Source organism: Streptomyces sp. Ru62 (assembly GCF_002920615.1).
Taxonomy (GTDB): domain Bacteria; phylum Actinomycetota; class Actinomycetes; order Streptomycetales; family Streptomycetaceae; genus Streptomyces.
In genome coordinates this window covers 286,176-303,790 of record NZ_PQSU01000005.1, presented here as the reverse complement: position 1 = coordinate 303,790, position 17,615 = coordinate 286,176, and the positions used below count along the sequence as shown (strand labels likewise).

18 protein-coding genes are annotated in these 17,615 nt (G+C 72.9%); 12 read left to right on the top strand and 6 right to left on the bottom strand.

Going from position 1 to position 17,615, the window contains the following annotated elements; all coding sequences use genetic code 11:
• The first annotated feature begins 10 nt into the window (after positions 1 to 10).
• On the top strand, positions 11 to 670 hold the full coding sequence (locus C3492_RS09435) for a trimeric intracellular cation channel family protein (protein WP_103811275.1): 660 nt from the start codon (positions 11 to 13) through the stop codon (positions 668 to 670).
• On the opposite strand, the gene C3492_RS09430 is transcribed toward C3492_RS09435, so the two are convergent.
• A complete protein-coding gene (locus C3492_RS09430) occupies positions 579 to 1,838 on the bottom strand; it encodes an esterase family protein (protein ID WP_103811274.1) in 1,260 nt (419 codons plus the stop codon). The two genes, C3492_RS09435 and C3492_RS09430, sit on opposite strands and share 92 nt — an antisense overlap.
• Positions 1,839 to 2,003: 165 nt before the next feature.
• On the opposite strand from C3492_RS09430, the gene C3492_RS09425 reads away from it, so the two are divergent.
• Positions 2,004 to 2,867, top strand: a complete 864-nt coding sequence (locus C3492_RS09425) for a thioesterase family protein (RefSeq protein ID WP_103811273.1) — start codon at positions 2,004 to 2,006, stop codon at positions 2,865 to 2,867.
• Here the strand turns inward: C3492_RS09425 and C3492_RS09420 are convergent.
• Positions 2,854 to 3,453 (bottom strand): TIGR03086 family metal-binding protein, encoded by a 600-nt coding sequence (locus tag C3492_RS09420; RefSeq protein ID WP_103811272.1) that lies wholly within the window; start codon positions 3,451 to 3,453, stop codon positions 2,854 to 2,856. The two genes, C3492_RS09425 and C3492_RS09420, sit on opposite strands and share 14 nt — an antisense overlap.
• A 100-nt stretch (positions 3,454 to 3,553) precedes the next feature.
• Here C3492_RS09420 and C3492_RS09415 point away from each other — a divergent pair, with 100 nt between their 5' ends.
• Positions 3,554 to 4,516, top strand: a complete 963-nt coding sequence (locus C3492_RS09415; protein WP_103811271.1) for a YafY family protein — start codon at positions 3,554 to 3,556, stop codon at positions 4,514 to 4,516.
• A gap of 27 nt (positions 4,517 to 4,543) precedes the next feature.
• Here C3492_RS09415 and C3492_RS09410 read toward each other — a convergent pair whose 3' ends face one another.
• Entirely contained in the window at positions 4,544 to 5,170 is a 627-nt protein-coding gene (locus tag C3492_RS09410; RefSeq protein ID WP_103811270.1) for a TetR family transcriptional regulator, read from the bottom strand.
• Between the two features lie 145 nt (positions 5,171 to 5,315).
• Between C3492_RS09410 and C3492_RS44140 the strand changes: the two genes are divergently transcribed.
• From C3492_RS44140 to C3492_RS09400, 3 genes are all read left to right on the top strand, one after another.
• On the top strand, positions 5,316 to 5,483 hold the full coding sequence (locus tag C3492_RS44140) for a hypothetical protein (RefSeq protein ID WP_014675136.1): 168 nt from the start codon (positions 5,316 to 5,318) through the stop codon (positions 5,481 to 5,483).
• 52 nt (positions 5,484 to 5,535) lie between these two features.
• The gene (locus C3492_RS09405) at positions 5,536 to 5,820 is read left to right on the top strand and encodes a DUF4190 domain-containing protein (RefSeq protein WP_103811269.1); all 285 of its coding nucleotides are present in this window, start codon (positions 5,536 to 5,538) and stop codon (positions 5,818 to 5,820) included.
• A gap of 403 nt (positions 5,821 to 6,223) precedes the next feature.
• The gene (locus C3492_RS09400; protein ID WP_103811268.1) at positions 6,224 to 7,393 is read left to right on the top strand and encodes a cysteine desulfurase family protein; all 1,170 of its coding nucleotides are present in this window, start codon (positions 6,224 to 6,226) and stop codon (positions 7,391 to 7,393) included.
• Here the strand turns inward: C3492_RS09400 and C3492_RS09395 are convergent.
• Positions 7,386 to 8,072, bottom strand: coding sequence for an N-acetylmuramoyl-L-alanine amidase (locus C3492_RS09395; protein WP_103811267.1), 687 nt, complete (start codon positions 8,070 to 8,072; stop codon positions 7,386 to 7,388). The genes C3492_RS09400 and C3492_RS09395 overlap by 8 nt on opposite strands.
• A gap of 106 nt (positions 8,073 to 8,178) precedes the next feature.
• On the opposite strand from C3492_RS09395, the gene mnmA reads away from it, so the two are divergent.
• A complete protein-coding gene (gene mnmA / locus C3492_RS09390; protein ID WP_103811266.1) occupies positions 8,179 to 9,309 on the top strand; it encodes a tRNA 2-thiouridine(34) synthase MnmA in 1,131 nt (376 codons plus the stop codon).
• Between the two features lie 28 nt (positions 9,310 to 9,337).
• Here mnmA and C3492_RS09385 read toward each other — a convergent pair whose 3' ends face one another.
• A complete protein-coding gene (locus tag C3492_RS09385; RefSeq protein ID WP_103811265.1) occupies positions 9,338 to 10,129 on the bottom strand; it encodes an alpha/beta fold hydrolase in 792 nt (263 codons plus the stop codon).
• Positions 10,130 to 10,192: 63 nt separating this feature from the next.
• Entirely contained in the window at positions 10,193 to 10,516 is a 324-nt protein-coding gene (locus tag C3492_RS09380) for a DUF427 domain-containing protein (protein ID WP_103811264.1), read from the bottom strand.
• 66 nt (positions 10,517 to 10,582) lie between these two features.
• Here C3492_RS09380 and C3492_RS09375 point away from each other — a divergent pair, with 66 nt between their 5' ends.
• The 5 genes from C3492_RS09375 (at position 10,583) to C3492_RS09355 (ending at position 17,599) form a co-directional block, all read left to right on the top strand.
• Positions 10,583 to 11,113, top strand: a complete 531-nt coding sequence (locus C3492_RS09375; RefSeq protein ID WP_103811263.1) for a TIGR00730 family Rossman fold protein — start codon at positions 10,583 to 10,585, stop codon at positions 11,111 to 11,113.
• A gap of 40 nt (positions 11,114 to 11,153) precedes the next feature.
• Positions 11,154 to 11,852, top strand: a complete 699-nt coding sequence (locus tag C3492_RS09370) for an SDR family oxidoreductase (protein ID WP_103811262.1) — start codon at positions 11,154 to 11,156, stop codon at positions 11,850 to 11,852.
• A 31-nt stretch (positions 11,853 to 11,883) separates the two neighbouring features.
• Entirely contained in the window at positions 11,884 to 12,891 is a 1,008-nt protein-coding gene (locus C3492_RS09365; RefSeq protein WP_103811261.1) for a methionine synthase, read from the top strand.
• A gap of 15 nt (positions 12,892 to 12,906) precedes the next feature.
• Positions 12,907 to 15,102, top strand: coding sequence for an NAD-dependent DNA ligase LigA (gene ligA / locus C3492_RS09360; RefSeq protein ID WP_103811260.1), 2,196 nt, complete (start codon positions 12,907 to 12,909; stop codon positions 15,100 to 15,102).
• Between the two features lie 259 nt (positions 15,103 to 15,361).
• A complete protein-coding gene (locus C3492_RS09355) occupies positions 15,362 to 17,599 on the top strand; it encodes a bifunctional diguanylate cyclase/phosphodiesterase (protein ID WP_103811259.1) in 2,238 nt (745 codons plus the stop codon).
• Positions 17,600 to 17,615 lie beyond the last annotated feature (16 nt).

The window sequence follows — 17,615 nt, the reverse complement described above, 5'->3', positions numbered from 1 at the left end:
GAATGTCAGGGTGCAGCTCCAGCAACTCTTCAGTCCCTCCGTCCAGCACACGCTCGATGTGATCGGCATCTTCGTGTTCGCGATCTCCGGCGCCCTGCTGGCCGTACGGAAGAACTTCGACGTGTTCGGCATCGCCGTCCTCGCCGAGGTCACCGCGCTGGGCGGCGGGCTGTTCCGCGACCTGGTGATCGGGGCCGTACCCCCGGCCGCCTTCACGGACCTGGGGTACTTCGTCACCCCGCTGCTCGCCACGCTCGTCGTCTTCTTCCTGCATCCGCACGTGGAGCGCATCCAGGCGGCGGTGCTCGTCTTCGACGCGGCCGGCCTCGGCCTGTTCTGTGTCAGCGGTACGACCAAGGCGTACAGCTACGGCCTCGGCCTGACCGCGTCGGCGACGCTGGGCCTCGCCACCGCCGTGGGCGGCGGCGTCCTGCGGGACGTGCTGGCCAACGAGGTGCCCTCGCTGCTGCGCTGGGACCGCGACCTGTACGCGGTCCCGGCGATGGTCGGCGCCACGATGGTCGTCCTGTGCATCCGCTACGACGTGCTGACCCCGTTCACCAGCGGGCTCGCGGTGATCACGGCCTTCGTGCTGCGCCTGCTCGCGATGCGGTTCCACTGGCGAGCGCCGCGCGCGTGGAACCGCCGGTCGACGGTGACCGAGGAGTAGTCCCGGGAGCGGCCCCGGCGACGGAGGTGTCCCGCCCCTTGGCGTGGCTCTGGCCCATCTGGAGGGTCAGCCAGCGGAAGACGGTGTCGACCTGCGGGCGCCACAGCGCCATCGTGTGACCGCCCGCGCTGCGCGGCAGGAACACCACCCGTACGGTGGTCGGCGCCTTGGCGACGGCCTCCAGGGCCATGCCCGCCTGGTAGCCGTCGCCGGACTCGCCGGAGAGGTACAGCGCGATCCGGGGCGGCACGGCCGCCTGCCTGAGCAGCAGATAGGGGTTGTTCGCGGCGCGCAGGGCGGGGGTCTGGGCGGCGAGGGAGTCGCGTTCGCCGATCGGGTCGTTGTAGCCGGACATGCTCACCGCGGCCCGGTACCGGTCGGGGTGGGCCACGGCGAGCTTCACCGCGCAGTGCGCGCCCGCCGAGTACCCGGCCACCGCCCAGCCGCGGGGGGCCGGCTGGGCCCGGAAGTTGTCCATGACCATCTTCGGGACGTCGACGCTGAGCCAGGTGTCGGCGTTGACCTGCCCCGGGATGTTGGCGCAGCCCGTGTCCACGCCGGCCAGCAGGTTGGTGCGCGGGGCGACCAGGATGAACGGCGCCACCCGGCCGCTCCTCATCAGGGGCAGCAGCTGCTCGTGCGCCCTGAGCGCCCCGAACCACGCCTTCGCGGAACCGGGGTAGCCCGGCAGCAGCTCCACCACCGGGAACCTCCTGTTCCGGTAGGCCGGTTCGTCGTACTGCGGCGGCAGCCAGACGTAGACCTCGGCGTTCACTCCGGAGACCCGGCCCCTGAGCTGGGTGACGCGGACTCCGCCGGCCGCGCGCATACCGGGCCCGTCGGCGGCCGTGAAGGTCTGCCTGACCTTCGGCAGCCGGGTCACCGTGATGCCGCCGGTGCCGTCCTTGCCGAGGTCGGCGGCCTGCTGGACGTGGTCGCCGGTGCCGAGCAGGTCGGCCCAGTTGTCGTAGAGGTTGTTCTGGTTGTTGACCAGTACGAAGACCAGGGTGACGGCCGTGCCCTGGGCGAACAGCAGCATGAGGACCCGGGCCGTGGTCCGCAGCGGCTTGGGCCCGCGCATCCGCGACCACAGGACGAGCGGCAGTATGAGGGCGACGACCGACAGCAGGACGGTCGTGCAGAGGAACGGGGTCCCGGTGAGGCTCATGTCCCCATAGAGGGTGATCCGCGGCCGGGGGTTGTGGACGGGTCCGGACACTTACCGAGAAATTGCCGGAACCTCACCCTGGCGCGGGAGCGGATCATCCGTTGATCACCTCGCACCACAGCAAGAAAGCTACCGCTTAGTAGTTTTCTGCTGTACCGTTCAGCCATGCCAGAAGCAGCTTCCGCCCCCTCCCCATCGCGGGCCCTGATCGGCGACAGCGAGTTCGACCGCGACACCGCGGTCACCCGGCGCGAGCCCGGCGTCTACGACATCGACCTCTCGGCCGGCTGGACCATCATCAGCGCCGTCAACGGCGGCTACCTGCTGGCCGTGCTCGGCCGGGCCCTCGCGGACACCCTGCCGCACCCGGACCCCTTCTCCGTCACCGCGCACTACCTGACCGCCTCCCGCCCCGGCCCGGCGGTCGTCCGCACCGAGACCGTCCGCACCGGCCGCACCCTCTCCACCGGGCAGGCCTCGCTCTTCCAGTACGACGACGAGGGCAACGAGGTCGAACGCATCCGCGTCCTCGCCTCCTACGGCGACCTCGCCACCCTCCCCGACGACGTCCGTACGACCGCCACCCCGCCCGCGATGCCTCCGCTGGAGCAGTGCTTCGGGTCCGAGGACGGGCCCGCCCCGGTCGAGGGCAGCTCCGCCATCGCCGACCGGCTGATGCTCAAGCTCGACCCCGCCACCCTCGGCTGGGCGCTCGGCGCGCCCTCCGGCAAGGGCGAGATGCGGGCCTGGTTCGGTCTCGCCGACGGCCGGGACGCCGACCCGCTCTCGCTGCTCCTCGCCGTGGACGCCCTCCCGCCCACCGCCTTCGAACTGGGCCTCAAGGGCTGGGTGCCGACCGTGGAACTCACCGTCCACGTCCGCCACCGCCCGGCCCCCGGCCCGCTGCGGGTGTCCATCACCACCCGCAACCTGGCCGGCGGCTTCCTGGAGGAGGACGCCGAGGTGTGGGACAGCGCGGACCGCCTGGTCGCCCAGTCCCGTCAGCTGGCCCGGGTCAGGCTCGGCTGAGCGGCTCGCGCCCCAGCCAGGCCGCCAGTTGCTCGTAGGGGCCGGCTTCCACCGGCTCCTCGCGGCGGGCCTCGAAGGGCGTCTCCGCACCGCGCGGACGGGTGTCCGGCAGCACCGCGCGAGCCGTCGTGAGCGCGAACCCGGCCAGCTCCGCGTCGAGTTCACTCGTGGCGCCGATCGCCTCGGCCAGGTCCCAGGTGTGCGTGACGATCTCCATGACGTAACCGGAGAGCGCCGCGTGGCCGGGGACCTCGCCCCAGGGCACCCGCACCGGGCTCACCATCCGCTCGTCGCTCTCCCAGGCCTTGAGGACACGGACCCGCACCTCGTCGTAGGCCGCGGCCCAGCCGTCGTCCCCGACGCCGTCCGCGGACGGGTGCACGGCGAGCCCGTCACCGCCCTCGCCCACCACCGCGATCCGCCGGGTGCCGCCGACGACGTGGCTCAGCAGATCGCGGACGTCGAACTCGCTGCAGGGCGTCGGCCGGTTCAGGTCTTCGGGGCGCACGGTCTTGATCAGGGCGGCCGCCTGCTCGGTGGCGCGGACGTACACGGGTCGCGGGTCGATGAAGCCGGTGCTGGTCATGGTGTGCCTCTCCTCGGTCGGTGAGGCGAGGATGCCCGGATAACCTGACAACGGGCGTCAGCATTTGCGCGGCACTTCGCGGCGGCGGGATCCTGGCGCGGTGAAGTCCGACCGGCTGCTCTCGATCCTGCTGCTCCTGCAGACCCGGGGCCGCGTCCCCGCGCCCGAACTCGCCGACCGGCTGGAGGTGTCGGTCCGCACCATCTACCGGGACGTCGAGTCGCTGTCCGCCGCCGGTGTCCCCGTGTACGCCGAGCGCGGCCGGCACGGCGGCATCGAACTCCTCCCCGGCTTCCGCACCGACGTCACGGGGCTGACCGCCGACGAGTCCCGCGCCCTGTTCATCCTGGCCGCGCAGGGCGCCCATGCCGCGCTCGGTCTCGACGCGGCCCTCGGCTCGGCCCTGCGCAAGGTGATGGCCGCGCTGCCGGCGCCGCACCGGCCCGCCGCCGAGGTCACCAGCCGCCGCGTCCTGGTCGACGCCACCCGCTGGAAGAGCGGCCCGCGGCAGGCGGCCGACCTGGACGTGCTCCAGGACGCCGTGTTCTCCGACCGGCGCCTGAGGCTGCGCTACCGGCACAGCGGGGAGCGGGAACCGCGGACGTACACCGTGGACCCCTACGGCCTCGTCGCCAAGGCCGGGGTCTGGTACCTGGTCGCCGACCGGCGCGGCCGGCCCCGGCTGTTCCGCGCCGACCGCGTGCGCGCGGCCCGGCTGCTGGACGAGCCCGTACGACGCCGGCCCGGGGTGGAACTCGCCGACGCCTGGGAGCTGTTGCGCCGGCAGGTGGAGGAGCGGGAGAACGAGATCGAGGTCACCGTGCGGGTACGGCGTGAACTGCTCGACATGTTCCAGCGCATGGCCGCCGCACAGCTGACGGCTCCGCCCGAGGACGACGGCACGAGCGAGTGGGTCACCGCACGGCTGGCCTACCCGGTGCTGCGCGCCGTACGCCAACTCCTTGCGTTCTCCGACCGGGTGGAGATCCTGGACCCGCCCGAGGCCCGCGCGGAACTGCTGGCCGGGGCCCGCTCCGTCACGGCCCTGTACCAGCAGGGCTGAGCGGGAGCCCGTCCGTACCGGGACGGCTCAATCCAGCCAGTGGCCGCGGCCGATGCTGATGAGCCGGAGCTGGCGGGTGGCGAGTCGCGTCACCCGCTCCCGCTCGGGCGCCGGGGCCTCCAGCGCCTCCAGGAACAGGGAGGCGGTGATGAGCATCTGGTCGACGTAGAGGTGCGCGAGCATCAGCAGGTCGTCGTCGCTCCAGCCCGCCGCCTCCGGGTCCTTGGCCAGCTCGGCCTTCACCTCCTCGGCGAACCGGTGCAGTTGGGCCCGGATGGCCTCGCGCACCGGCTGGACTCCGCCATGTCGCTCCCGGGCGATGAAACGGACATGTGCGGGGTACGCGTCTACGTGACGGGCGATCAACTCGATGGCACGCGTGATGCGTTCCTCGCTGTCGCCCGTGGTGGACACCGTCGTCCGCACCATCGGATGCAGGCTGCCCAGTGCCTCGTCGACCAGGGCCACACCCAGGTCGGCGGTCGAGCGGAAGTGCCGGTAGAAGGCCGTCGGGGCGACACCGACGGCCCGGGTGACCTCGCGCAGGCCCAGGCTGCTCAGGCTCTGCTCCTCCAGCAGCGCGAGCGCCGCGTCGAGGAACGCCTGCCGGGTCTTCTGCTTCTGGGCCTGCCGGATGCCGAGGGTGTGACTCATGTCATCCAGTTAACAACTGTTCTCCGGAATTGAAAAGCCGTCGGGAGCGCTAGACTCGGAGTCAGTGAACAACTGTTACTACAACTGTTCACCCAAACTTCACACCGGCTGAACACGAGGCATATCGGAGGGGGGATCTGATCCCATGCTGTTCCTCGTCGCCGCACTCATGCTGCTCGGCGTCGTGCTGGGCACCGTCGCTCACGCACCGCTGACCGTCACCGCCGTCCTGGCCGCCGTCATCGCGGTCTGGCTCGGCGTCTTCGCGATCCGCGAGCGCCACGGGCGCCGCCGCCACACCTCGGCCAACTGACCGCGCAATCCTGGCCAGCCGCCCCCGGAAAGGACTTCAGGAGCTGAGCATCATGCACCTCACCGCACCGGCCACCGGCCGCACCCGCACCGACACCCGCCCGCGCCCCCGCGACGCCGACGGCATGGCCGTCGCGTCCTTCATCCTCGGCCTCCTCGGCCTGCTCGTCCTCAACCTCTTCCTCGGCCCGATCGCCATCGTCCTGGCCGCGGTCGCCCTCTGGCGCGGCACGACCCGCCGGGGACGCGCCTACCTCGGCCTGACCCTGGGCCTCGCCGACCTGGCCGTCCTGGTGATCGCGATGGAACTCTCGGGCACGGTGTCCTGGAGCCTGTGACCACCGCGGCAACGCGGCCGAGCCCCTGACCGCACCCACACGGCCACCGCGCCGCTCCGGCCGCGCCGCCGCATCGCGACACCCGCACGGCCGCTGTCCCGCCGGACCGACTGCGCCGCGGCCCCGCCGTACCCGCACGGCCGCTGTCCTGCCCACGCGCCGGCCGGCCGCACCGCCGCACCCGCCGTGGGCAATCGTTCCGCAGGGCGGAACGGGTGGGCACGGCCCGCAGCGCCATGTGTTGCCGCCACCGAGTCCAGGCGTGGCCGACGCGAGGCGCCCGCAGCGCCGGGTGTGCCGCGACCAAGTCCGGGCGCGGCCGACGCGAGGCGCCGAAGTCAACGGCACCGGCACCCACTCGCTGCCGAGGCCCACCGCAGGGGCGCCGTAGAATCGCCTCACCATGGCTTACCTCGACCACGCCGCGACCACCCCGATGCTCCCGGAAGCGGCGGAGGCGTTCACCGCCCAGCTGAGCATCACGGGCAACGCCTCCTCCCTCCACGCATCCGGCCGCCAGGCACGCCGTACGGTCGAGGAATCCCGCGAAACCCTCGCGGAAGCCCTCGGCGCCCGCCCCAGCGAGGTCGTCTTCACCTCCGGCGGCACCGAGGCCGACAACCTCGCCGTCAAGGGCCTGTACTGGTCCCGCCGAGGCGCCGACCCGGCCCGCACCCGCATCCTGGCCAGCCCAGTCGAGCACCACGCCGTACTGGACGCCGTGCACTGGCTCGGCGAGCACGAGGGCGCCACCGTCGAGTACCTCCCCGTCGACTCCCACGGCCGCGTCCACCCCGAGGCGCTGCGCGAGGCCATCGCCCGCGACCCCGCCGATGTCGCCCTGGCCACCGTGATGTGGGCCAACAACGAGATCGGCACGGTCATGCCGATCCGCGAACTGGCCGACGTCACCGCCGAGTTCGGCATCCCGCTGCACGCGGACGCGGTCCAGGCCTTCGGTCAGGTCCCGGTCGACTTCGAGACCTCGGGCCTGGCCGCCATGACCGTCTCCGGGCACAAGATCGGCGGCCCTTACGGCATCGGTGCACTGATCCTCGGCCGCGAGCACAGCCCCGTACCCGTCCTGCATGGCGGCGGCCAGGAGCGGCACGTGCGTTCCGGCACGCTGGACGTCCCGGCCATCGCCTCCTTCGCCGTCGCCGGCCGGCTCGCCGCCGAACAGCGCGAGTGGTTCGCACGCGAGATCGGCGCCCTGCGCGATCAGCTGATCGACGCCGTGCGCCGCGCCGTACCGGACGCGATCCTCGGCGGTGATCCGGCGCCCGAGGGCCGGCTCCCGGCCAACGCCCACTTCACGTTCCCCGGCTGCGAGGGCGACTCCCTGCTGCTCCTGCTGGACGCCCAGGGCATCGAGTGCTCCACCGGCTCCGCCTGCACCGCGGGCGTCGCCCAGCCCAGCCATGTCCTCCTCGCCACCGGCACCGACCCGGACCTGGCCCGCGGCACCCTGCGCTTCTCCCTCGGCCACACCTCCACGGAGGCGGACGTCGAGGCCGTGGCCAAGGCGATCGGCCCGGCGGTGGAACGCGCCCGCGCGGCCGGGCTCACGTAGCCGCGCGGGGGGACGCGGACGCCCCGGCCCTCTCCCGCTCGGCCCGGACCAGGCGTATGTACCGGTCCCAGTCCCAGAACCGCCCCGGATCGGTGTGGTCCGTCCCCGGCACCTCCACGTGCCCGATGATGTGCTCGCGGTCCACGGGCATGCCGTACCGCTCGCAGATCGCCGCCGTCAGCCGCGCCGAGGCCGCGTACATCTCGTCCGTGAAGGACGAGGCGTCCTCCACGAAGCCCTCGTGCTCTATCCCGACGCTGCGTTCGTTGTACTCCCGGTTGCCCGCGTGGAAGGCCACGTCCAGCTCCCGGACCAGCTGGGTGACCCGCCCGTCCTTGCGCACGATGTAGTGCGCCGCCGCCCCGTGCCCCGGGTCCCGGAAGACCTTCACCGCGGACGCGTAGCCACCCTGGGTGACATGGACGACCACCCGGTCCACCCGGTAGTCGGACGGCCGGTCCGCGAGCCGGTAGTTCGCCGCGGAGGCCCCCACCCAGCGCGCGCCCCGGAAGTCCACCGCGCCCGCCACCCGCGGCTTGTCCACCCCGGGCATCCGCCACCACAGCCGGGACAGCTCCTGACGGGCCAGCACGGCCGTGCCCACGGCCGCCGCGGCCCCGCCGACCAGCAGGGCCCGCCGCCCCAGCCGCCGGTCCGTGTCGTCCTTCGTCGCGCCCATGCCCGCCCCCGTCGCCGCCGGTGTCACCGGCCCCGTCGTCACCCTCTGCGATCGTCAACGGATACCAGGCCGACGCGGTTCCCGCGCCCCGTACCCTGGAAGGGCTATGACTGACACCCCGCAGCGCACCCGCCCCCTCCGCGTCCTCGCCGCCATGTCCGGCGGAGTCGACTCCGCCGTCGCCGCCGCGCGCGCCGCGGAAGCAGGCCACGACGTCACCGGCGTCCACCTCGCGCTCTCCGCGAACCCGCAGTCGTTCCGCACCGGCGCGCGGGGCTGTTGCACCATCGAGGACTCGCGCGACGCCCGCCGCGCGGCCGACGTCATCGGCATCCCGTTCTACGTCTGGGACCTCGCCGACCGCTTCCGCGAGGACGTCGTCGAGGACTTCATCGCCGAGTACGAGGCCGGCCGCACCCCGAACCCGTGCCTGCGCTGCAACGAGAAGATCAAGTTCGCCGCCCTGCTGGACAAGGCGCTGGCCCTCGGCTTCGACGCCGTCTGCACCGGCCACTACGCCAAGGTGATCGTGAACCCGGACGGCTCCCGCGAGCTGCACCGCGCCTCCGACATGGCGAAGGACCAGTCGTACGTCCTCGGTGTGCTGGACGAGAGGCAGCTCGCGCACGCGATGTTCCCGCTCGGCGACACGGTCACCACCAAGGAGGAGATCCGCGCGGAGGCCGAGCGCCGGGGCCTGGCCGTGGCCAAGAAGCCCGACTCGCACGACATCTGCTTCATCGCCGACGGCGACACCCAGGGCTTCCTGGCCAAGCGGCTCGGCAAGGCCGAGGGCGACATCGTGGACGAGTCCGGCGCCAAGCTGGGCACGCACGAAGGGGCGTACGGCTTCACCATCGGCCAGCGCAAGGGCCTGCGGATCGGCACCCCGGCCCCGGACGGCAAGCCGCGCTACGTCCTGGACATCTCCCCGGTCACCAACACGGTCACCGTCGGCCCGGCCGACGCCCTGGACGTCACCGCCCTCACCGCGATCAAGCCCCGCTGGTGCGGCACCGCCCCCACCGGCCCCGGCACCTACACCGCCCAGCTGCGCGCCCACGGCGGCGAGACCGAGGTGACCGCCGAGCCGGTCGACGGCGAACTGCGCGTGACGTTCACCGAGCCGGTCCGCGGCGTCGCCCCCGGCCAGGCGATCGTCCTGTACGACGGCACGCGCGTGGTGGGCTCGGCGACGATCGCGTCGACCACGCGCGCGACGGCAGCGGCGGTCTGAACCGGCCCCCGTCCCGCGCGGAGCGGCCCTAGGTGTGCTGTCCCGCGAGGAACTCCGCCAGCACCGGCCCCAGCACATCCGGTTCCACCGCGTGGGTCTGCCCCTCCAGGACCCGGTACGTGCCCTGGGGCACCGTCTCGGCGATCTCCCGGGACGCCGCGCGCAGCCACTCCGGGCTCGCACCGCCCGCGACCGCGAGCACGGGCACGCCGATCGCGGCGAGCCGGTCCCGGGGGAGCAGGCCGTCGCCCATGACCGCGTCGTCGTGGGCGAGGCTGGGCGCGACGGCCTCCATGCCGGCCCACATCGGCGACTCCCGGGCACGCTGGATCATCTCCTCGCCGAGGCCCGTCAGACGCAGGAACAGCTCCACCGCGTCCCCGCGCCGGCCCTCGCCGAGCGCCTTGCCCAGTTGCTCCTTGTAGGTGGCCTCACGCGCGGCACCGCCCGCCAGGTGGTCGGCGTAGGGCACCTCGTAGACCGCCGCGCGGGCGACGGGCAGCCCGCTCGCCGCCGCGCGCAGGACCAGCGCGCCGCCCGAGGAGGCCCCGAAGAGCGCGGCCTCCCCGCCCACCGCGTCGATGAGCGCGGCCAGGTCCTCGATCTCGCGGTCGACCTCGTACGGCGCCGTGTCGCCGCTCGCGCCGCGGCCCCGGCGGTCGTAGACGACGGCCGTGCAGCGGTCCGCGAGGCGCTGGGCCAGGGGCGCCACGGTGCCGCCGGTGGACATCGCGCCGCTCACCAGGATCACCGTGGGCCCCTGGCCGATCACTCCGTACGCGAGGGGGGTGCCGTCGCGGGAAGTCGTCTTCTTGTCCATGGCCGTGCAGACTGCCGCACGGCGCGGCAGTCATCGGTCACGACACGGCGATGCCGGGGGTGGTCATGCGACCTCGGTGTCGTAGAAGCAGTAGTGGTCCTTGATCTCCGTCACCCCGTCCTCGGGGTCCGGATACGCCCAGACGAGGTCCGGCGCGTCCGGCAGCGACCAGTAGGACGCCGTGCCCTTGAAGGGGCACACGGTGTGCGTGTCGGACGGCGTCAGCAGATCGAGGCGGACGTCCTCGGCGGGGATGTAGTACCTGACCGGGCAGCCCGTCTCGCGCAGCTCCAGGGGCCGGTCGGACTCCGCGAGCACCTGGTCGCCGTGCACGACGCGCACGTGCCGCTCGCTCTTCTGGATCGTGATCGTGTGTCCTTCGCTCATACCCGTTCAGCGCCGGGACGGGCCGCGCTTCTTCCCGCCCGGCGCGGGGACCGTACGGTAGAGGCCATGAACATCTGCGTCTTCCTGTCCGCCGCCGACCTCGACGAGCGTTACACGCGTCCCGCGCGCGAGTTCGCGGAACTGCTCGGCAAGGCCGGCCACACGCTCGTCTGGGGCGGTTCCGACGTCGGTCTGATGAAGGTGGTCGCCGACGGCGTGCAGGAGGCGGGCGGCAGGCTGCTGGGCGTCTCCGTGGAGTTCCTGGCGAACAAGGCGCGGCCCGGCGCCGACGAGATGATCATCGCGGCCGACCTCGCCGAACGCAAGAAGCTGCTGCTGGAGAAGGCCGACGCCGTGGTGATCATGGTGGGCGGCACCGGCACGCTGGACGAGGCCACCGAGATCCTGGAGCTGAAGAAGCACGGCCGCACCGAGAAGCCGGTCGTGCTGCTGAACACGGCGGGCTTCTACGACGGCCTGCGCGAGCAGTTCCGCCGCATGGAGGCCGAGGGCTTCCTGCCCCGCCCGCTGGCCGAGCTGGTCTTCTTCGCCGACGAGCCGGTCGCGGCCCTCGCCCACCTGGAGGCCGCGACATGAGCGGCTGCCGCCGAGGGGCTCGGCGCCCACTGATGCGAGCATGGCACGCATGGCTACTCATGTGATCACCGGGGCGGGTTCCGGCATCGGCGCGGCCGTGGCCCGCCGGCTGCACGCGCGCGGGGACGAGATCGTGCTCCACGCGCGCGACGCGGGCCGCGCGAAGGAACTGGCGGCCGGGTTCCCCGGCGCGCGCACCCTCGTCGGCGACCTGGCGGACCCGGACAAGCTGTCCTGGGCGTTCTCCCACCAGACGCTCCCGGACCGGGTCGACTCCCTGCTGCACATCGCCGGAGTCGTCGACCTCGGGGAGGTCGGCGACCTCACCCCGAAGTCCTGGCGCCACCAGCTCAACGTCAACCTGATCGCCCCGGCCGAGCTGACCCGGCACTTCCTGCCGCAGCTGCGGGCGGCCCGCGGCCATGTGATCTTCGTCAACTCCGGCGCCGGCCTCTCCGCCAGTGCCGGGTGGTCCGCGTACGCCGCCTCCAAGCACGGTCTGAAGGCCCTCGCCGACTCCCTGCGCCAGGAGGAGCACGCGAACGGCGTCCGCGTCACCTCGGTCTACCCGGGCCGCACCGCGAGCCCCATGCAGGCCAAGGTGCACCAGCAGGAGGGCAAGGAGTACGACCCGTCGAAGTGGATCGACCCCGAGTCGGTCGCCACGACGATCCTGACCGCCCTGGACCTCCCGAGGGACGCGGAGATCAACGACCTGACGGTACGTCCGGGGCGCTGACCCCGTCCGGAGGGTTCCGTAGGCTTCCCTGGTGAGCGAAAACAGCCAGTTCAGGTTCCCGGGGGCCACGGGCGTCGGTTCCCTGCCCGGCGGGGACGCGCAGGAAGCCGCCAAGACCGCCACCGGGTCCTTCGAGGACTTCCCGTTCCTCCCGGAGCTGCCCGCGCGCGGGCCCGGCGCCGACATGATCGGCCGGACCGCCGGGATGCTGGTCGAGCTGTACGCGCGCGTGGAGCCCAGCGGATGGCGGATCGGGGACCGGCCGGGCCGGGACACCAAGCGGGCCAGGTCCTGGCTGGGCGAGGACCTGGACGCCCTGGAGGAGTACACCCAGGGCTACGAGGGCGACCTGAAGGTGCAGGCCGTCGGGCCGTGGACGCTGGCCGCCGCCCTGGAGCTGAAGAACGGCGAGGCCGCCCTGTCGGACGCCGGCGCCTGCCGGGACCTCGCCGCCTCGCTCGCCGAGGGGCTGCGGCTGCACCTCGCCGAGGTGCGACGCCGCGTCCCGGGCGCCCGGATCGTCCTCCAGCTCGACGAGCCCTCCCTCACGGCCGTCCTGCGCGGACAGGTCCGTACGGCGAGCGGCTACCGCACCCACCGGGCCGTGGACCGGCAGATCGTGGAGGCCACGCTCCGGGACGTCGTCGGCGCGCACGCCGGCGGGCCGGTGGTGGTGCACTCCTGCGCCCCGGACGTGCCGTTCGCCCTGCTGCGGCGGGCCGGCGCGGCGGCCGTCTCCTTCGACTTCGCGCTCCTCACCGAGCGTGACGACGAGGCGGTCGGCGAGGCCGTGGAGGGCGGTACGCGGCTGTTCACCGGTGTCGTGCCGGGCACGGACGGCCCGTTGTCAGACCCTGCGGGTAGCGTCATGGGTGTCAGGACGTTGTGGCGCAGGCTGGGGCTGCACCCGGGGCTGCTCACGGAGGCGGTCACGGTGACCCCGGCGTGCGGGCTGGCGGGCGCTTCCCCCGCGTACGCGCGCCAGGCGCTCGCCCACTGCGTCCGGGCGGCGAGATCCCTCGCGGACAACCCTGAGTAACGGGAGGACAACACGGTGGCCGGCGACAAGCAGGCGGAGACGACGGCGGTGCCCGCCGAGGCCCGCGACAAGCACGCGCAGCTGGCGGAGCAGGTCGAGGAGCACCGCTTCCGGTACTACGTGAAGGACGCTCCCGTCATCAGCGACGCGGAGTTCGACCAGCTCCTCAAGTCCCTGGAGGCCCTGGAGGAGCGGTATCCGGAGCTGCGCACCCCGGACTCGCCCACCCAGAAGGTCGCGGGGTCGTACGAGACGGAGTTCAGGGCGGTCGAGCACCGCGAGCGGATGCTCTCGCTCGACAACACGTTCAACGACGACGAGCTGGCCGCCTGGGCCGACCGCATCGCCAGGGAGCTGGGCGACCAGACGTACCACTTCCTGTGCGAGCTGAAGGTGGACGGCCTCGCGGTCAACCTCACCTACGAGAAGGGCCGCCTCACCCGCGCGGCCACCCGCGGTGACGGCCGTACCGGCGAGGACATCACGCCGAACGTCCGGACGATCGCCGAGATCCCGGACCGCCTGGGGGGCGACAAGGTTCCCGACCTGGTGGAGATCCGCGGCGAGGTCTACTTCCCGATGGAGAAGTTCCTCGAACTGAACGAACGCCTGGTCGCGGCCGGCGACAAGCCCTTCGCCAACCCCCGCAACGCCGCCGCCGGTTCGCTGCGCCAGAAGGACCCGCGGGTCACCGCCACCCGCCCGCTGCACATGGTCGTCCACGGCATCGGTGCCCTGGAGGGCTTCACGGGCATGACCCGGCTCTCGCAGGCGTACGAGCTGCTGAAGAGCTGGGGCCTGCCCACCTCCCCGCACAACCGCGTGGTCGACGACCTCGCCGGGGTAAGGGAGTTCATCGCGTACTACGGCGAGAACCGCCACTCCGTCGAGCACGAGATCGACGGTGTCGTGGTCAAGCTGGACGAGATCCGCCTCCAGGGCCGGCTCGGCTCCACCGCGCGGGCGCCCCGCTGGGCGATCGCCTACAAGTACGCGCCGGAGGAGGTCAACACCAAGCTCGTCGACATCAAGGTGGGCGTCGGCCGCACGGGCCGGGTCACGCCGTACGCGCAGGTCGAGCCGGTCACGGTCGCGGGCAGCGAGGTGGAGTTCGCCACCCTGCACAACCAGGAGGTCGTCAAGGCCAAGGGCGTGCTCATCGGCGACACCGTGGTCCTGCGCAAGGCCGGTGACGTCATCCCGGAGATCCTCGGTCCGGTGGTCGACCTGCGGGACGGCAGCGAGCGGGAGTTCGTGATGCCGGGCGAGTGCCCCGAGTGCGGGACGCCGCTGCGGCCCATGAAGGAGGGCGACATCGACCTCCGCTGCCCCAACGGCCGTACCTGCCCGGCCCAGTTGAGGGAGCGTGTTTCCTACCTCGCCGGCCGGGAGTGCCTGGACATCGAGCACTTCGGCGCGGTGGCCGCCGCCGCGCTCACCCGCCCGCTGGAGCCGGCCGACCCGCCGCTGGTGGACGAGGGCGACCTGTTCGACCTGACGGTGGAGAAGCTGCTGCCCATCAAGGCCTACGTCCTCGACCCGGACAGCGGTCTGCCCAAGCGCGACCCGAAGACCGGCGAGGAGAAGGTCGTCACGGTCTTCGCCAACCAGAAGGGCGAGCCGAAGAAGAACACCCTCGCCCTGCTGGCGAACATCGAGGCGGCCAAGTCCCGTCCGCTCGCCCGCTTCCTGAACGGGCTGTCGATCCGGCACGTGGGACCGGTGGCCGCGCAGGCCCTCGCGCGCGAGTTCCGGTCCATCGACCGCATCGAACAGGCGACCGAGGAGGAGCTGGCGGCCACCGACGGCGTCGGCCCCATCATCGCCGCCGCGCTCAAGGAGTGGTTCGCCGAGGACTGGCACCGCGAGATCGTCCGCAAGTGGAAGGCCGCGGGCGTCCCCCTGGAGGACCAGTCGTCCGGCGAGGAGGAGGGGCCGCGTCCGCTGGAGGGGCTCACGGTCGTCGTCACCGGCACGCTGGAGAACTTCACCCGGGACGGCGCCAAGGAGGCGTTGCAGCGCCAGGGCGCGAAGGTGACCGGTTCGGTGTCGAAGAAGACCTCGTTCGTCGTTGTGGGTGACAACCCCGGATCGAAGTACGACAAGGCCATGCAACTGAAGGTTCCCGTGCTGAACGAGGACGGTTTCGGCGTCCTGTTGGAACAGGGCCCCGAAGCGGCGGCCGAAGTCGCGCTTCCGACCGGGGAGTAGCGGTTGAAGGCCACCCGATCGGCGCATATCAGATGCATACGGGTGGCCCGGGCGCATTCGGGCAACCGTCGGAGACCGCTGCCCGTGGAAGCCTTCCGCGGCCTACTGTTGAGGTGTGCGCCTGCCGTGCCCAGCTACGGCTGGGGCATCTCCGTGCTCTCCAGAGGCACGGAGAGGGTTTCTTCGACGCGGAGCTGCTGATGGTTGTCGGGCATCGGGCCGCGTGGCGTGGGCACCGCCGGCTGTGAGAGGGACGGGAATGGAACCGACCGAGAGCGCCGCCCCGGACTCATGGCTGCGCCTGCGCCGCCGCGCGGGCGCGTGGCGGGGGAACCGGTGGACCGGACGGGCCGACGCGCGCACGGCGGTGCAGCCGCGCCCGGCCGGACCGGGTACCGCCACCGACGCCCGCAGGCCCCTGCCCGCCGTCGCGCCCGCCCCCGGGCTGGCCGGCGCCGACACCGAACGGCACCTGTCCTGGCCCGCGCTGCCCGCGGCCGCCGTGGCCGCCGCCGGGTTCGTCCTGGGCGCCGGCTTCTACCGCGCCTACACCGGGCGCCACGCCCTCTTCCCCGGCGGCACGGTCGGCTGGTCACTGGCCCTGCTCACCGGCGTCATCGTCGGCCACCTCGTGATGCTGGGCCGCGCCCGCTGGTGGGGCGGCACCGGATCGGGCGCAGCCCTCACCCTCGCCGTCCTGCTGCTGTACGGCTGGGTGCCCGCCGGCCTGGTCAGCCTCACCGTCGTCGTCCTGGTCGGCATCGCCCGCCGCAACCGCTGGCGGCAAGGGGTGCTGCACGGCGCGGTGGACATCCTCGGCATCGGCGTCGGCGCCCTGCTCCTCGGTGCGTTCGGCCGCGTCCCGAGCGTCGAGGAGCCCTGGCGGCCCGGCACCTGGAGCGTCGCCACGGCACCCGAGATCGTGCTGGTCGCGGTCGCCTACCTCGCCGTCAGCCGCGGCCTGTTGTGGTACCTGCACGCCCCGCGCGGTGGCGGGGTGCCCACCGTCGCCCGCACCGCCCTGGTCCGGCAGGGCCTGGTCGCCGTCGCCCTGCTCGGCATCGCGCCGCTGCTGTGCGTCGTCGCCGATGCCCAGCCGATCCTCCTCCCGCTGTTCGCCATCCCGCTCATCGCCCTGGACTCCACGCTGTGGATGGCCCGCGCCCGCGCCGAGGAGCAGTTGCGCGACCCGCTGACCGGGCTGCCCAACCGGCAGTGGCTGCTGGAGCGCATCTGGACCGCCCTGGACGACGCCGACCGCATCGGGGCGCGCTCCGCACTCATGCTGATCGACCTCGATCGGTTCCGGTCGGTGAACGACACCCTCGGTCATCTGGCCGGCGACCGGCTGCTGCTCCAGATCGCCGACCGGCTGCGGCTCGCCCTGCCGCGCGGCGCCGAGGCCGCCCGGCTCGGCGGTGACGAGTTCGCCGTCTTACTGCCCGTAGCCGACTCCACGACGTCGGCCACCCGCGTCGCCCGCGGCCTCGTCTCCGCCCTCAGCTCCCCGCTCGACCTGGACGGGCTCACCCTCGTCCTGGAGGCCAGCGCCGGCGTCGCCGTCTTCCCCGACCACGCGCTCGACGCCGAAGGGCTCCTGCGCCGCGCCGACGTCGCGATGTACCAGGCGAAGAGGGACCGTACGGGCGTCGAGGTGTACGAGTCCAAGCGGGACTCCAACACCCCGGACCGCCTCGGCCTGCTGGGCGACCTGCGCCGGGCACTGGACGCGCACGAGGTGCAGCTCCACTACCAGCCCAAGGTCCGCTTCGACGGACAGGTCGCCGGCCTGGAGGCCCTGGTCCGCTGGGTGCACCCCGAGCGCGGGAAGGTACCGCCGGACGAGTTCATAGCCATAGCCGAGTCCTCGGGGCTGATGCCCCACCTCACCGAGTACGTCCTGGAGACCGCACTCGGCCAGGTCGCCCGGTGGCGCGCACAGGGCCTGCGGGTGCCGGTCGCCGTCAACGTCTCCCCGCGCGACGTCCACACCCCCGGATTCGCCGGATCTGTCGCCGCGCGCCTCGCCCGGCACGGTGTCCCCGCAGGAGCGCTCCAGCTGGAGATCACGGAACACGTCCTGCTGGAGGACCCGCAGCGCGCCGCCGACACCCTCGCCGGGCTCACCGGGCACGGCGTGAAGATGTCCCTCGACGACTTCGGCACCGGGTACTCGTCGCTGGTGCACCTACGGCGGCTCCCGGTCAGCGAGCTGAAGATCGACCGCTCCTTCGTGGCCCGGCTGGCCGTCGACGCCCAGGACGCGGAGATCGTGCGCTGCACGGTGGACCTCGCGCATTCGCTGGGCCTGCTGGTCGTCGCCGAGGGCGTCGAGGACGACGAGACGTGGGAGCGGCTGCGGGACCTGGGATGCGACGCGGTGCAGGGCTGGCTGGTCGCCGCGGCGATGCCGCCCGACGAGACCACGGCCTGGCTGCTGGCCCGGGGCTCCCGTGGCTGGCAGCGGCCGCGCGCCGCGCTGCCCGCGGCGGAGTAGTCCGCGGCCGAGGGGT